At 33.4% G+C, this 16769-nt stretch carries 13 protein-coding genes; 7 read left to right on the top strand and 6 right to left on the bottom strand.

Features of this window, described 5'->3' with window-relative positions:
• The first annotated feature begins 7 nt into the window (after nt 1–7).
• A complete protein-coding gene (locus BST83_RS03970; protein ID WP_240614637.1) occupies nt 8–781 on the top strand; it encodes a tyrosine-type recombinase/integrase in 774 nt (257 codons plus the stop codon).
• 83 nt (nt 782–864) lie between these two features.
• Nucleotides 865–2553, top strand: coding sequence for an ATP-dependent nuclease (locus BST83_RS03965; RefSeq protein WP_170062733.1), 1689 nt, complete (start codon nt 865–867; stop codon nt 2551–2553).
• Nucleotides 2554–2642: 89 nt separating this feature from the next.
• Here BST83_RS03965 and ltrA (BST83_RS03960) read toward each other — a convergent pair whose 3' ends face one another.
• Entirely contained in the window at nt 2643–3923 is a 1281-nt protein-coding gene (ltrA, locus tag BST83_RS03960; RefSeq protein WP_104808356.1) for a group II intron reverse transcriptase/maturase, read from the bottom strand.
• Nucleotides 3924–4560: 637 nt separating this feature from the next.
• On the opposite strand from ltrA (BST83_RS03960), the gene BST83_RS03955 reads away from it, so the two are divergent.
• A complete protein-coding gene (locus tag BST83_RS03955) occupies nt 4561–5856 on the top strand; it encodes a hypothetical protein (protein ID WP_104808673.1) in 1296 nt (431 codons plus the stop codon).
• A gap of 176 nt (nt 5857–6032) precedes the next feature.
• Entirely contained in the window at nt 6033–7265 is a 1233-nt protein-coding gene (locus tag BST83_RS03950) for a S41 family peptidase (RefSeq protein WP_104808672.1), read from the top strand.
• Between the two features lie 92 nt (nt 7266–7357).
• Here BST83_RS03950 and ltrA (BST83_RS03945) read toward each other — a convergent pair whose 3' ends face one another.
• Complete coding sequence (gene ltrA, locus BST83_RS03945; RefSeq protein ID WP_104808356.1) at nt 7358–8638, bottom strand: group II intron reverse transcriptase/maturase; 1281 nt, start codon at nt 8636–8638, stop codon at nt 7358–7360.
• A gap of 645 nt (nt 8639–9283) precedes the next feature.
• Here ltrA (BST83_RS03945) and BST83_RS03940 point away from each other — a divergent pair.
• The 3 genes from BST83_RS03940 to BST83_RS20410 are packed head-to-tail and all read left to right on the top strand — an operon-like array spanning nt 9284 to nt 10036.
• The gene (locus tag BST83_RS03940) at nt 9284–9628 is read left to right on the top strand and encodes a DUF3024 domain-containing protein (RefSeq protein WP_104810778.1); all 345 of its coding nucleotides are present in this window, start codon (nt 9284–9286) and stop codon (nt 9626–9628) included.
• The gene (locus BST83_RS20415; protein WP_240614615.1) at nt 9621–9815 is read left to right on the top strand and encodes a hypothetical protein; all 195 of its coding nucleotides are present in this window, start codon (nt 9621–9623) and stop codon (nt 9813–9815) included. The genes BST83_RS03940 and BST83_RS20415 overlap by 8 nt, the downstream gene beginning before the upstream one ends.
• A 38-nt stretch (nt 9816–9853) precedes the next feature.
• The gene (locus BST83_RS20410; protein WP_240614614.1) at nt 9854–10036 is read left to right on the top strand and encodes a UPF0158 family protein; all 183 of its coding nucleotides are present in this window, start codon (nt 9854–9856) and stop codon (nt 10034–10036) included.
• A gap of 51 nt (nt 10037–10087) precedes the next feature.
• Here the strand turns inward: BST83_RS20410 and BST83_RS03930 are convergent, their stop codons facing one another.
• From BST83_RS03930 to fucP, 4 genes are all read right to left on the bottom strand, one after another.
• On the bottom strand, nt 10088–11059 hold the full coding sequence (locus tag BST83_RS03930) for an IS110 family RNA-guided transposase (RefSeq protein ID WP_104808671.1): 972 nt from the start codon (nt 11057–11059) through the stop codon (nt 10088–10090).
• Nucleotides 11060–11928: 869 nt separating this feature from the next.
• Nucleotides 11929–13545, bottom strand: a complete 1617-nt coding sequence (locus BST83_RS03925; protein WP_104808670.1) for a sulfatase family protein — start codon at nt 13543–13545, stop codon at nt 11929–11931.
• Between the two features lie 9 nt (nt 13546–13554).
• Entirely contained in the window at nt 13555–15477 is a 1923-nt protein-coding gene (locus tag BST83_RS03920) for a glycoside hydrolase family 28 protein (protein ID WP_104808669.1), read from the bottom strand.
• A complete protein-coding gene (gene fucP / locus BST83_RS03915; RefSeq protein WP_104808668.1) occupies nt 15458–16768 on the bottom strand; it encodes an L-fucose:H+ symporter permease in 1311 nt (436 codons plus the stop codon). The genes BST83_RS03920 and fucP overlap by 20 nt, the downstream gene beginning before the upstream one ends.
• Nucleotide 16769: the final 1 nt, after the last annotated feature.

Here is a 16769-nt window from a genome sequence, read left to right as displayed (position 1 = left end):
ACAACGGGTGTTTAGCGTTTTTTTAACCAAATTTTCTAATAAAGATATTAGCCTAATATCCAAAGAAGAAATAGAAGGTTTTGTTTATGAATTAATTACAAAAAATAAAATTGGAGAGAGTTATCAAAATCAACTTATAAATGCTATTAAAGCCTATTATGAACACGTTTTAAAACTACCGAGAGAATATTACGAAATACAACGCCCAAAAAAGGCCGTGAGCATTCCAAATGTATTAAGTAAGGAAGAAGTTTTAAAAATTATACAGCATCCCAAAAACGTTAAGCACAAGGCCATTTTATGGACTATTTATAGTGCTGGACTTCGAATTTCTGAGGTCTTAAATTTGAGAATTATAGATGTTCATTCTAAAGAAGGATACTTGTTTGTAAAGGATAGTAAAGGAAAAAAAGATCGAAAAACTATTTTATCAAATCATTTAGTGGTGCTATTGCGTAACTATTTTAAAAAAGAAAAACCATCGTATTGGTTGTTTGAAGGACAAACAGGAGGGAAATACAGCACTACAAGTGTACGCGCTATTTTTAGAAAAGCAGTAGCAGAAACTAATTCCAATCCTTGGGCAACGGTGCATACCTTGCGTCATTCGTTTGCTACACATTGTATAGAAAACAATATAAATTTAAGGTATTTACAGAATATGTTAGGGCATAACTCTCCCAAGACTTCAGAAATATATACCAAAACGATTCATATTAACAATAAAAATATCGAAAGTCCTTTGGACAATATGCTAAAAAACGTTAATTTTAAACCGTAAAGCATATATGCAATATATCAACAATGAGCATATACAATTGTTGTGTGGCATTAAAAACAACATAGAACTCAAAAATAACAATTGTGAAAATAAAAGACATCCATTTAAAAAACTTTAGATCTTTCGAAAATTGTTTGATTGAATTTGAAGATTTCTATACTGCAATTTGCGGAAAAAATAATTCTGGAAAATCCAATATAATTCGGGCTGTATTAAATGTTTTACAAAGGCAAGGTTTAAGAAGGAATAGAATTAATTACAGTTCTGATTTCCCAATTTGGAAAGCAAAATCAGAAGAAGAAAACATATCGATTAATGTCAGAGTTCAACTTGACCAACAAGCGGATGTTGGATTAATTAAATTCTTAAAAGTTTTCTTACAAGATAAAAAAGATGATTCTGAAGATTTCGAAATAAAAGATACTTTGCTTGCTATAAAAATTGAACTTAACACTAAAACTTCATCAACTGAAATTATTGTAGACGATAAAACCGTAACTGACAAATATAAAGTTGGAGAAATTTTAAGACGTATTCATTTTGCTCAAGTAATAGTTTTTCATAACTCAACACAGCCTAATTCTTCATTCAGACACTCTCATCACGGACAAGTTGATAACTTAAATGAAAAGACTAAAGAACTTATTGAGGGAAAAGTTAGTCAGATAAATAAAGAGTTATCAAAGGCTGTACAAAAACACAAATCAGAACTACAAGAATTAATCGGAAGACTACAAGAAAAGTATCAAGTTGGGTTGACTTTTAGCGGTATTGATATGGATTATGAACGAATTCCTTACGAAATTTCACTCGGAGAAAAGAATTTTGAATTGCCTTTAGAAGATTGGGGAAGTGGAACAAAAAATAGAACTTTAATTTTAAGTAGTATTTTTAATGCTAAAAATATTACAGACCAAGATGATGAATCCAATACAATAACACCGATTGTAATTATTGAGGAACCTGAATCATTTTTACATCCTTCTGCACAATCAGAGTTTGGAAGAATTTTACAAGATTTAAGTAAAGAATTAGAAATTCAAGTTATTGCAACTACTCATAGTCCTTATTTATTAAGTCACCATAATCCAAAATCAAACATTCTTGTTAAAAGAAATGTATTTAGAAAAAAAATAAGAGAATCAATCATTGAGAATGTACAAGATGAAAATTGGAGAGAACCATTTGAACTTGCTCTTGGTATGGTTGGCCCAGAATTTGAAAGTCTAAAAGATGCATTTTTCAGTAAAGAAAATAATATAATTTTATTAGAAGGTACAATAGATGTTGAATATTTTAATCTATTAAGAGATAGTAGACATAAAGACAAAAAATTAATATTTGACGGAGAATTTTATCCATATGGTGGTTATGGATTTTTAAACAATCCTGTTCTATTAAAGTTTATAAAAGAACGTTTTAACAAGCTCGTGGTTACTATTGACCTTGACGCTATTAGTAATGTAAAAGCGAATTTTGAAAAAGCAAGTTATAAAAAAGACCAAGATTATTTTCTTGTTGGATTGGACAAACCTGGCTTTAGATGTATTGAAGGTCTTCTACCAGATTTTATAAAAAGCAAAGTTAATTCTGAAAATTCAGAACTTATTTATGGACTTCAGTCTGAAAATAAAGATGAACGTAAATCAGCAAAAGATAGACTTAAATCACTTTATTTAGAGGAATTCAAAAAGGACTTAAAATTTAATGAAACATACTTTGGAGAATTTTACAAATTAGTAGAAAAAATGAATAAGAAACTGAACAAATAACGCCACACAATCGAGTAGACGGCTGACTACCAAAAAGTAGCCAGTGCGCCTCTCACACCACCGTACGTACGGGTCTCGTATACGGCGGTTCACCAAATTGAAGTTTGCTTCTTATTTATGTAATCTACCATGGGTTTGTAACCTTTTCTTTTAAGTATAGAAAGGGTAATTGTAGTTTTAAGTATAGGGCTTTGGGCTACTGCCCAGCCTCCCATTCTTGTTCTACTCCAAGCATACGCTTGTCCGTTTTCTATTCCTAATCGAATTAGGCTTTTACGTTTTCTTTCTAGTTTTTTCCAATCATGCCAAATGCAATATCGTAACCTATTTCGCAACCATTCATCCAACTTTTTAAGTTTAGCATAAATGTTTGTTAATCGGTAATTATTCATCCAGCCCCTGCAAACTTGATTTAGTCGCTCGAGTCTTTCTAGTAAAGACATTGGTTTGGTTTTCTTGGTTAAACTTTTAAGATTGCGCTTAAACTTTTCCCAACTTTCCTGTTTTACAACTAGTTGATACTGCCCTTTTATGCCTTTCTTATAGATTGGCACAAAACCGTGTCCTAGCAATTTAAAATTTACAGGTCTGCGTATACCACTTTTAGCACCATTTATAGGGAGCTTTAATTTGTCTCTAAGAAACAAATACATGCTATTTCCTATTCGTTTTGCCTCGCTTTTGCTTTTAGCATACATACTAAAATCGTCTGCATAACGCACATATCGTACCCCTTGTTTTTGCATTTCTTTATCCAGAACGTCTAATATAATATTAGATAGTAATGGACTTATTGGACTGCCTTGTGGAATTCCTTTTCGGCGTTTATAAAGTTTTCCATTTATTGAAATGGGAACTCTAAGCCATTTTCGGATTAAACGCAAGGTGGTTCGGCATTGTACTTTGTTGTAAATAAGTTGCAGTAGGATGCAATGGTCTACTTCATCGAAGAATCCTTTTAAGTCAATATCTACAATATCCTGATAGCCATCATTGATGTATCGCTGGGCTTGTAGTACTGCCTTTTGGATGTTCTTCTGTGGGCGAAATCCGTAACTAAAGGTTTCAAATTCGTATTCGAACTTAGTCATTAATTGTTGGTTTACCCCCTGTTGTAACCATCTGTCTACTACCGTTGGTATTCCTAAAAGTCGGGTTTTACCATTTCCTTTAGGGATCGTTACTCCTAAAATTGCTTGTGGTACATAGCTATTATTACAAATGGATAGCAGTAGTTCTGACCTATTTTCCCTAATGTATTCAGGGAGTTTTTGATGCGACATACTGTCTATTCCGCTTGCTCCTTTATTGCGCATAACTTGACGTGCTGCTTTATAAAGATTCGTAGCTTCTAATACTTGGGCAATCATAGTTTTAAATAATTTGTTTACTCCTGTTGAGCTAAGACTAGGCTAGCAACGCCTCCTAGTCGAATTACAACGTAATTTAATGTTCAGTCCTTCCTTACTTGTGAGACCGTGAGGGTTTTCCCCTCCTCGTTTCCTGTAAGTACTATGACTTCTGCTGACTTCTCTATACAGCCAACTCGTGGCTCTAGAGACCTCCCCAGGTAATGGCATCTTCTTTCACTCAATTCCTGCCGTATCTACATACTTACCCTTTTGTTACTCTTTTGGGCGTTACAATGATGTGCTTGCTTACCCAAGTAAATATGCCTCTGTATACGATTTCTGTTCGTCAGTACCGAGTTTTGTAGTCTCGCTTTCTTCAGATGTAACTTCGCAGTTACCACCCTTGCGACTTACTAATGCTTCAAGACGTTACTCCTGTGCATAAGGGACTTGCACCCTCTAGTTGAATAACTTATCTTGCGATAAGTTAAAGATGCCCATACTGGGCACACACACCGTATAAAATTAATTGCTGGTTTTAGCTTATTTACGAAAGTTCTCGCAGATTTTAAATCTGTGTTTATTTACTAACTTTCGTGCTTAAAACACGCAACTAATCTTATACAATCACGTTGTAGCCAATTAACCGAACGAGATGAATTCAACAGAAAAAGGAAATATTGGAGAGGATTTTGTGAATGAAATTGCATTCAATTCTTTTATTGAACATTGGTGTTATCCAAGTCCAAAAGATGAAAATGGAGATAAAAAAGAAATATGTGACCTTTTAATTTTATTCGGAGACAAGCTAATAATTATATCGGTCAAGAATTATGAATTTAAAGACTTTTATTCTAGATACTTTAGAAGAACTATTGACAAGGCAGTTAAACAAATTTATGGAGCAGAAAGAAAGCTATTAAAAAGTAAAATAGATATTTTCATTAAGCACCCTAAAAGGGATATTGAAAAATTTCCAAAAGAAAGAGTTAAAGAAATTCATAGAGTTATTGTTAACCTAGGAGAAGGAGTACGATTTTATCCATTTAACAAAGAAACAAAAGATGAAAAATTCATTACTCTTTTGGATAAAGAAGCTTTTCAAACAATAGTTCGTGAATTAGATACAATTCCCGATTTTCTTGAATATTTAAGAAAGAGAGAAGAATTGTTTGCGAACAAAACTGCTACTATTATGCCTGGTGAAGAAGATGATTTCCCTGCAGAAACAGCAAAACAATTTTTTGAATATGCACAAAATAATTTTAACCCAACTGGCAATCAAAGTCTCTTAATTTCAGGAACTGAGCACGATTTATTAGCACATTACCTGAAAAATGAAAGGACATTTCCCGAACTAATTAATTCAGATGAGTATAATGGCATATTCATCCAATTAGATGGTGCTTGGAAAGATTTTAATGAACGCAAAGAAGTACAGCAAAAAAGAGAACTAGACAGGAACAGTTACTTTCTTGACGAACTAGTTAAAAGAGAAGTCTTAAACAATATCAATGAAAACTCAATAGAACTTGCAACAGCTATTATGTCTTTTGATAGGTTTAATCGGAGGATAATTTCCGAAAACTTTTTGCAATTCTACGACTCTTATAAAACCTCAAAAGGAAATTATTTAGCAAGAAGATATGCTGATTTTGGAGGCGTAGGAATTGTATTTGCTTTCTACCCAAAAGAAATGCCACAAGAAATGTCTAACAACTTACTTTCTGTAGCACTTGATAGTTTTTGTGTTTACTCTAATTATAAGAGTAAATCAATGATTCTAATAGCAACAACGAACGAATTTAAACAATTTAAAATGGGATTAATGAAAGACATAGTACCTTTTTCGAAAGAAGAAGAACTTGAGATAAGGAAAAATGTTGAATTACTTGGCTGGTTTACAAATCATCAAGAATTTAAAATAACTAGCAAAGAATATCCAGATTGAAAATAAAAAAACTGGCTACAACACCGTATATAATTTATTGCTAGTTCAAGCCTACTTACGAAATCCCTCGCGGACTTTCTTGGTCGGTAATTATTTACTAAATTAGTTGCTTAAAACACGCAACAAACCATATACAACAACGTTCTACGCAATTTAAAACAACAATCGTAACATATATGAAACAACTGATTTTAGTATTTATCATCTTTCTAAATTTTTCTTATGCTAATTCACAGAGCAATAAAATAGACCAAACAAAAATAAAGGAAGATTTAAACGAAATCTTAACTGATATATCTCAAAATTACATTTATCTACAAGAAAAAAATGTTGATTTAAATTGCATCCGAGAATATTACGAGAAACAAATTCCAGACATAAAAACAGAAGAACAAATTGTTCTTTTTTTTGAGTATCTCTTAGACGAATTTTATGATAGTCATCTAATCTTAAACACCAATAGAAATTCTTCATTCAGGTTATATTCACCAATATATGTAACTATCAAAAATGGAAAGCCGATAGTATCAAATGTTTGGCAAATCCAAATAGAAAATCTTGAACAAAATATAATTGGAGCAGAGTTATTAAAAATAAACGGAACTGATTTTGACAGAGCAATCGAACAATTTCCAACGCATTGCAGTGACAAAAAATCCCAAAGCGTTAGAGAGTGGATAGCTAATAAACTTTTGGCAGGTCGTTACAATCAACCTAGAATTCTAACCTTAAAATTGGAAAGTAAAGAAACTGTTGAATTTGATTTGGATAAACTAAAAATCAAACAATCTTCTGAACTTCTAACATTGACCGTAGAAAATGAGATTGGAATAATTACTATAAACAATTCATTGGGAAATAACGGTCTTATAAATGAGTTTGACAAAGCTCTCGACAAGTTGATGAACACCAAAGGACTGATAATAGATTTGAGAAATACCGTAGATGGTGGCAATTCATATGTGGCTCGTGGAATTATGGGACGATTCATCAATGAACCTAAGCCATATCAAAAACATTTGACAATCGAGCAATATGACGGAAATCCGATTTTAGAAAGAAGTTGGATAGAATATGTAAACCCAAGAAAGGAACAATACAAAAAACCCGTTGTGATTTTAGTCGGACGATGGACAGGAAGTATGGGAGAAGGACTTGTGATAGGTTTTGAAGGAATAGAAAGAGCAGAAATAGTTGGTTCTGAAATGGAGAGGTTGGCAGGAGAAATGAACGGGTTTTCGTTTAAAAATCAAAATTTTGGTTACCGCCTTTCAACAGCTAAACTATTTCACGTGAATGGAACGCCAAGAGAAAAGTACGTGCCTACCAATTATGTGAAACAAACGACAATTCAAAAAGATGAAACCCTTGAAAAAGGAATTGAAATAATTAACAAAAGTGAAGAATAAAAACTGCGTAGAATCGAGTAGACGGCTGACTACCAAAAAGTAGCCAGTGCGCCTCTCACACCACCGTACGTGCGGGTCTCGTATACGGCGGTTCACCAAATTGAAGTTTGCTTCTTATTTATGTAATCTACCATGGGTTTGTAACCTTTTCTTTTAAGTATAGAAAGGGTAATTGTAGTTTTAAGTATAGGGCTTTGGGCTACTGCCCAGCCTCCCATTCTTGTTCTACTCCAAGCATACGCTTGTCCGTTTTCTATTCCTAATCGAATTAGGCTTTTACGTTTTCTTTCTAGTTTTTTCCAATCATGCCAAATGCAATATCGTAACCTATTTCGCAACCATTCATCCAACTTTTTAAGTTTAGCATAAATGTTTGTTAATCGGTAATTATTCATCCAGCCCCTGCAAACTTGATTTAGTCGCTCGAGTCTTTCTAGTAAAGACATTGGTTTGGTTTTCTTGGTTAAACTTTTAAGATTGCGCTTAAACTTTTCCCAACTTTCCTGTTTTACAACTAGTTGATACTGCCCTTTTATGCCTTTCTTATAGATTGGCACAAAACCGTGTCCTAGCAATTTAAAATTTACAGGTCTGCGTATACCACTTTTAGCACCATTTATAGGGAGCTTTAATTTGTCTCTAAGAAACAAATACATGCTATTTCCTATTCGTTTTGCCTCGCTTTTGCTTTTAGCATACATACTAAAATCGTCTGCATAACGCACATATCGTACCCCTTGTTTTTGCATTTCTTTATCCAGAACGTCTAATATAATATTAGATAGTAATGGACTTATTGGACTGCCTTGTGGAATTCCTTTTCGGCGTTTATAAAGTTTTCCATTTATTGAAATGGGAACTCTAAGCCATTTTCGGATTAAACGCAAGGTGGTTCGGCATTGTACTTTGTTGTAAATAAGTTGCAGTAGGATGCAATGGTCTACTTCATCGAAGAATCCTTTTAAGTCAATATCTACAATATCCTGATAGCCATCATTGATGTATCGCTGGGCTTGTAGTACTGCCTTTTGGATGTTCTTCTGTGGGCGAAATCCGTAACTAAAGGTTTCAAATTCGTATTCGAACTTAGTCATTAATTGTTGGTTTACCCCCTGTTGTAACCATCTGTCTACTACCGTTGGTATTCCTAAAAGTCGGGTTTTACCATTTCCTTTAGGGATCGTTACTCCTAAAATTGCTTGTGGTACATAGCTATTATTACAAATGGATAGCAGTAGTTCTGACCTATTTTCCCTAATGTATTCAGGGAGTTTTTGATGCGACATACTGTCTATTCCGCTTGCTCCTTTATTGCGCATAACTTGACGTGCTGCTTTATAAAGATTCGTAGCTTCTAATACTTGGGCAATCATAGTTTTAAATAATTTGTTTACTCCTGTTGAGCTAAGACTAGGCTAGCAATGCCTCCTAGTCGAATTACAACGTAATTTAATGTTCAGTCCTTCCTTACTTGTGAGACCGTGAGGGTTTTTCCCTCCTCGTTTCCTGTAAGTACTATGACTTCTGCTGACTTCTCTATACAGCCAACTCGTGGCTCTAGAGACCTCCCCAGGTAATGGCATCTTCTTTCACTCAATTCCTGCCGTATCTACATACTTACCCTTTTGTTACTCTTTTGGGCGTTACAATGATGTGCTTGCTTACCCAAGTAAATATGCCGCTGTATACGATTTCTGTTCGTCAGTAACGAGTTTTGTAGTCTCGCTTTCTTCAGATGTAACTTCGCAGTTACCACCCTTGCGACTTACTAATGCTTCAAGACGTTACTCCTGTGCATAAGGGACTTGCACCCTCTAGTTGAATAACTTATCTTGCGATAAGTTAAAGAGGCCCATACTGGGCACACACACCGTATATAATTTATTGCTTGCTTCTTGCCTACTTGCGAAAGTCCTTGCGGATTTTCTATTTGGTTTGTACTTGCTAAATTTGTTACTTTACCACGCAACAAACCATATACCAAAAGTTGTGCACAAGCTGAAAAAAATTGGAACATAATGAAAAACACTACGATTGACATAAACGAATCCACTATTAAAAAGTATGTGGAATCATTACGACCTGAAAACCTTGAAGTTCGTAAACAAGTTGATATCGGGTATTCATTCGACGGGAAAGTTGTAATCCTATTCGAAATCAGACCTGAATGGGACAACCCAAAAAAGATGCAACAAATTGATTTTGCTAAAATCCGACATTATAAATCAAAGAAAAAATGGAATCTATTTTGGATGCGAGCTAGCGGAAAATGGGAGATTTACGAACCATTTCCTGAATCTACTCATTTAGGGGAAATTATAGAAATCATAAAAAAGGATAAACACGGTTGCTTTTATGGATAATTCAAAACAAAGTGTAGTTAGAGAAATTGCGCAAGAATTAGATTGCGGAAATGAATGCTACTACAATATGAAAACGAATGAAATTATAGCAATTCCTGATTTTTCACAAATTTCAGACGAAGAAGAATTTAAAGAGATTTTCCGTGAGCATTTAGAAAAGATAAATCAGAAAAAGAAAATTTTATAAAAATTGAGATACTTGAAAGTTTCGAATCATTTAAAATAATGGAGCGATTTATCGAGCAGTTAAATGACCAAAATTTAAAATTGGAATTACAAGATGTTTTACAACAGAAAAAACCTTTTCAGAATTTTAAGCATAAAATAGACCAATCTAATTTTCGCCAATCTTGGTTTGACTTTAAACAAAATGAATTGGAAAAAATAGTAGAAAATCAATTAAAATGAGAAAAGCCTGTGCACAACAAAGTACTGTGGTAAAAAACAAGTAAAATCTCATTAATTTTTCACTAAAGTACTTATATAGGTGTCATCATATATTAATCCTGATTTTGCTATGGCAAATGCCTGTTTTAATAGCTTATTACAAACTGCAATTAAAGCTAATTTTTTACGCTTACCTTTTGCGACTATTCTATCATAAATTGCCTTACACCCTTTATTGTATTTACAGGCATTAAAGCTGCACATAAATAATAAATTTCGCAGCTTTTGATTTCCTATTTTACTAATTCGTGCTCGGCCATTTACACTAGATCCACTTTGTCTAATTATAGGGGTTAATCCTGCATAACTACATAACTCACTTCCACTTTTAAAACGATCGAATCCATCCGTTAAAACCACTAACATTAAGGATGTTTTCTTTCCTATTCCTGGAATACTTTTTAAACGTGTTAAAATATCTTTATGCACTTCATTTACCAACAACAAAAGCTTTTCTTCTATAGTATCTATTTCTTTTTTGAGTTGTCTTAAACTCCTTTTTAATGAAGTAACAACTAATTTACTAGGTTGCCCTAAAACAGCTTCTCCATGTAATTTATTTTTTAACATAGTACTCTGTTTTGTATACACAGAAAGTAATCTTGTCATTTGAAGACATTCTAATTGGTGTTTTGAGTTTCCCTGCCAAAGCTTTAAATCTACTTGTTTTGCGTATTCACAAATAAGCTTAGAATCACTTTTATCTGTCTTTATTTTAGATAGTTTCATCTGAATAAAACGTTTTACTGATAATGGGTTTTCTACGGATAATACAACGCTATTCTCCTGTAAATAATACGCTAACTGATAGTGATAATAACCGGTAGCTTCCATCACACAATGGCTATTAAAATCCAAAAGTTTCATGAATTTTTTAAATCCAATTAAGCTGTTTTTAAATTGATAGTAATTACCATCAGAATCTGTAACATCAAAAACTAAATGGCTGATGTCAATACCAAAATATTTAATATCTTTATTCATAAGAAAATGTTTTTTGAAAGGACATACTACGCGAGTTTCAACGACTTAAAATCGAGGTCTAAAAAGCCTCATAGAACTGTACGAAATCTGTGTAGAAAAGAGAGGTGATTTTCAATGTTGACGAAGTCTTAAGCTTCTGCGTATATCATAACCTTAATCCCCTCTTTTGTTCTTTCTAATTTATATGTCTAATTTAGTGTTTTTATTAAAATGCTAACTTAAGCCGTATATAATTTATTGCTAATTCTAGCCCAATGTTATTAAGTTAAGGATTATTCATATTGTATCTTTCTGGTTTTTAGTTACTTTAGGTTTTCTTCGCGTTCTATATTTACTGGTATTTCTTTTGTTAGCGGGAACCGGACTCGAACCAGTGACGTTCGGGTTATGAGCTCTGTGTTTAAAATGATTTAAGCACAAATATTAAGCTAAAAAACCCTTAAAATTATAAAATCGTATGCAAAAACGTTTTTAGTTTTTAGATTATTGAAAATATTTAATGCATGTAAAATTTAAAATCAAATATTTATGATCATATTCAACTAATTTATAAACCAATATCAAACTTAAATTTATTTTTGTTCACATTATGACAAAAACCAAATATCACATCATTTAAACATACAGATATTTGTATCATTTTCTTTGTTTAATTAGGCGATAATAATAAAAGTAAAAGTCCAAATATTAGAGTGTTTAGCAAACCATATGGACTTATTCTCGAATCAAATTTTAGATCAATTTTAAAATTTAACCTATTTTTGACAACAATGCCCCTTTAGTCTCAAGAATAGGTCAATATGGTTTACATTCTAGGACAAATCATCCTTTTTGATTTACCCATTTTTTAATTCCTCTCCAAACCATTGTTAATTATGGAAATCTTCAACATAGTAAGTTGATTTTGGAAACCTTCCTATTTTATTATACCTTAAATAACTATCAAATATTGTGAAATCGGGGCCAACAACACGTGGGTCGTTTGTTCTCTTTAATTCTTCTATTAGAATATTTTTCATTTGTGCTTCTAGTATATGGTAATCTTGCTGACCTGACAAATTATTTAAACAATCCTTATCTTTATCTAAATTATAAAGCTCAAATTCTGGACGTTTGTTAAAAGCCAAATTAAAATATGTCTCTGTTTTTTCAGCCTTATAATTTTCAATAAGGTATGTTTTGGATGGCGACTCATCAATGTCTGCAAATATGCCTTCATAAACATAGTTTCCGGCTTTATTTAAGCCATAAATGGGTAGTAATTTTGTGGAATCCCTATCAGAGAATTTTTGTGGAGCGCCTGCAGGCCAGCGCTCTGGAGTTATATTCCAGATAAATAGATAGTCGTTTTTTCTAACGGCACGTTGCGGATAACCTTGGTTCAGGTATCTTGAAGAAGAATGGCGCTCCCTACCTGAAAACACTGGCTTATTATAACTTTCATTATTTGATGTTAATAGTCTTACCAAACTTTCACCAGTAATTGGCATCATATTACTTGGGCTTGTATTTGATAATTCCAATATTGTTGGAGCAATATCAATTAAACTTATTGGTGTATTGTATATTCTGCCAGCTTGAATTGCTTTGGGATATCGAATAGCTAAAGGAACATGAACACCAATGTCGTAACAATTAGCTTTAGAACGAGGAAATGGCATTCCATTATCTGATGTTACAATAATAACAGTATTATCTAGTTCTCCAATTTCTTGAAGATATTCCAATATTTTTTGAAGCTCTAAATCAAACCATTCGATTTCTACCGCATAATCCAATAGATCACCTCTAATTTCTTCATTATCCGGTAAAAATTTTGGAACGTCAACATCTTTCAAATTTTTACCCATTCTTTTCCATGATCCTTTTTCATAACTGCGATGTGGTTCTCTGGCTCCAAACCAAAAAAAGAATGGCTTATCTTCCTTTACATTATCGATGAAATATTTGAAATTTTTAGAATAATTTATGTTGCTAATGCCAAGAGCAAATCGGTCATCACCTTTCTCTTCATATTTAATACTATTATAGGCTTTACCTGCAGCATTTTCTGCACGCCATAGAGAATCTGCTGAACTTCTTGCATATTGGAATGGATCTACACCCTTTCCTGTTCTTCCTGTGACATAACCATTTGCTTCAAGCTCATCTAAAAAGGGAACATATTTATTTAACCATGATGAACTATGTTGTCCAGATTGTTCATTTTGCCAAGGGTATCTGCCGGTAACAATTGAACCCCTAGATGGTGCACATCCAGGAGAGCTAGCATAACAATTTGTAAAATAAATGCCTTCACTTGCTATCTTATCAAAAGCGGGAGTATTGATAAATTTACAACCTATAAAACTTGTGTGAAGATAGGACTGGTCATCACTGACAACAAATAGAATATTTGGTCTTTTCGTTTGATTTGAATCCGTTCTACAACTTGTAATCAACATCGTAATTAAGAATCCTCCATACCAAGCTATTTTTAATTTCATGCTATTATTTTATCTTCTTACTTCAATAAAAACTGTGTGATACCCCGTTAATGAACCATCACTAACGTTTAGTCGGAAACGATACATGCCGGGTTTTGTAAATATAACTTGGGTTACTAACGAATTTGGATGTGTAAATTCTATACTTTTTTCGTCCCCAAAACTATAATATAATTCATTCCCATTGGAATCTTCTCCAAAAGAAACTATTTCGGCATCTGCGGGTATGGCTTCCCATTTAAAAGATAGACGATGCTCTTTGTCTATCGCATCTCCCATAAGCGTAATAACATTTTTTTGTGAAAGAATAATTACTTGCTCTTCCCCGGCATAAACATCTGGTGGTATATTGTTGTTTTGCTGAATGATTTTTTCTTCATTTGAGCCTTCCACTAATGCAAATAATGGTTTATTGCCAACGGTCATGTTATGAACAAATAATGTTTTTAAATCAACATTTGTAATGACATTGGGTTGCTCTCCAGCTCCTAAATGCACACCATCTAAAACAAAATCTTTAATAAGCACTCCTGCAGAACCCTCTAATTTTAATGGGAATATGGATGTTCCTGTAATGATGTTTTCTAAGCGAATATCTTTGAATTCAGAAGGCCTGTTATATTTTACGCCTATACTATCATAATTAGTAGTCACATCAATCATTCCTAATTTACGAGCATTTTCTGGCAAATCAACCAAATCACCTAAAGTAAGGTTTCGAATTCTAATGTGTTCAAAATGATTTCCTCTATTATTATTTCCTTTAAAATAAAAACCTTTTCTTAAATTACTACCTTCTGAATTTTCTACAAAAATGTTTCGGACTCCACCTGAAGCCTCACTTCCTAGTGCGATAGCGTCATCTGCTAAGAATCGCACATTTTGTATGACAATATTTTTACTGGGAATCATTTTTTGCAAGCCTTCAAGATCTCGACTTGATTTAATTGAAATACAATCGTCACCAGTTGCAAAATCAACATTGTAAATATGCATATCTTGACTAGACTCTATATCTATTCCGTCATTGTTTTTATTTAGTGACTTTAAGACAATATTTCGTACCGTAATATTTTTACACCTATAAAAATGATTTACCCAAAAAGGGGAATCAATAATATTGACCCCTTCTAACAAAATGTTTTCCGAATCATAAAATTGAATGAAATGAGGTCGAAGATTTCCAGAGCGGTCAGACATTCGCTCAAATAGCGGAACATTATTATTATTCATGTCACGAAATTCCTGTTCCCAATTCCCTTTACTTGAACCTGGGACACGAGTTAATCCGACTTCTGAAGCCTTTTTCACCCAAGTAGCCCATGAATCTTTTGCTTGTCCATTAAGCGTTCCTTTACCAGTGATAGCTACATTTCTTTTCTGATACACATAAATAAGCGGAGAAAAATTATACACATCAGCACCTTCATAGCGGGTAAGTACTTGAGGCAAATAGCTTTCATAGTTAGTACTAAATAGTAATTCGGCACCCTCTTCTATATGAAAATTAACATTATTTTCCAATCGTAACGTCCCATCTATTAAATATTTTCCCGCAGGAATATTAACCATACCCCCACCAAAACGAGAGATATCAATAATTGCATTTTGTATGGCCTCTCTAGCGTCTGTAACGCCATCGGCTTTGGCATTATAAGGAGCATCTGTTACACTAAGTGCTCTATCTGGGAAACTTGGCGCTTGAATTCGTGACAAGATAACTGGAACTTGGGCCCAAGAACCACGATATTCAGGATTACTTCCAACTACTTGCCCAAACCCTTTAGAAGGAGGATGAGAACATCCAAGGAATGCTAATAAACAAGAAATAGTAGCAATTGTTTTTACCCATTGTAAATTTCCGTTTTTTAATTTATGGATATGAATAGTTTCCATTTTTCTAATCATATGGTTAATTAATAGGTTTTTCATAACGCTTAAAGACTCTTAACCCATACCAAGCGATATATATAAAACAAAGCAGAGGAAGGATGAATGAGAAGTTAACTTCAGACACTCCCATTATTTTAGAATCTGCAACGCCATTACCCCCAATATCTATAATAATACCTTGTAGTTTTGGCATTAAGGCACCTCCCACAATAGCCATTACCAAACCAGCAGAACCTATTTTGGACTGTTCTTCGGATAAATCTACCAATGCAATACCATAAATAGTTGGAAACATTAAGGACATACAAAAGGAAACACCCACCAGGCTGTAAAGACCTATTATTCCTTTTATAAAAATGGTTCCTATTACAAATACAATGGCTAATAAGGCAAAATACATTAATAATTTACCAGAACTCAAAAATTTCAGCAAGTAAGTCCCTACAGCACGACCAATTGTAAATAAAACAAAGGCAGCCATTTGATAATAACCGGCTGTTACACTATCCATACCAATAGCTTCCGCGTATTGATAAATATAAGTCCAGCACATAATTTGTGCTCCTACATATAGAATTTGAGCTAAAACTCCTAATACATACTTTTTATTTTTAGCTAAAACAGCAAATGTGTCGCCAATATTGGGCATGACTCCTTCTTCTCTGGATTGTGGCATTTTACTAACTACAAATAAAATAAATACACCAATAAGAACTAAACCTAAAATAACATATGGATCACGGATTACCAATAAATCCGAGGTTTTAATCAAAATTTTAGACGCTTCATCTAAAGCGCTAAAATCTTTTATATCATCAGACTTTAAATTTTTCAACACAAAATGCTGTGCAACAAACAAACCAGCAATTAATCCAACAGGATTAAAGGCCTGTGCCAAATTTAACCGTTGGGTAGCCGTTTCTTTGTCTCCCATCGCTAATGCATAAGGATTAGCAGCAGTCTCTAAAAAGGCCAGCCCGAATGTTAAAACATAGAGCCCTAAACAGAAAAACCAAAACTGCTCTGTAATAGCAGCTGGGTAAAACAATAATGCACCGACAGCATATAATCCTAGACCTATTAAAATTCCAACTTTATAAGAATATTTTCTCATAAGCATTGCTGCCGGTAAAGCCATAGTGAAATAACCGCCATAAAAGGCCATTTGAACCCAAGCTGCCTGTGAATTAGATAATTCCAATACTTTTTTAAACGCTTGCACCATAGGGTCAGTAACGGCATTGGCAAAACCCCATAACGCAAATAATGAGGTGATTAAAATAAAAGGAATTAGGATCTTCTTTGAAACAACTGGATTGGTCTTGGACATA

The organism is Polaribacter filamentus (assembly GCF_002943715.1).
In the GTDB taxonomy this organism is placed as follows: domain Bacteria; phylum Bacteroidota; class Bacteroidia; order Flavobacteriales; family Flavobacteriaceae; genus Polaribacter; species Polaribacter filamentus.
The sequence above is the reverse complement of the archived record's forward strand: the minus strand, read 5'-3'. Positions and strand labels throughout refer to the sequence as shown.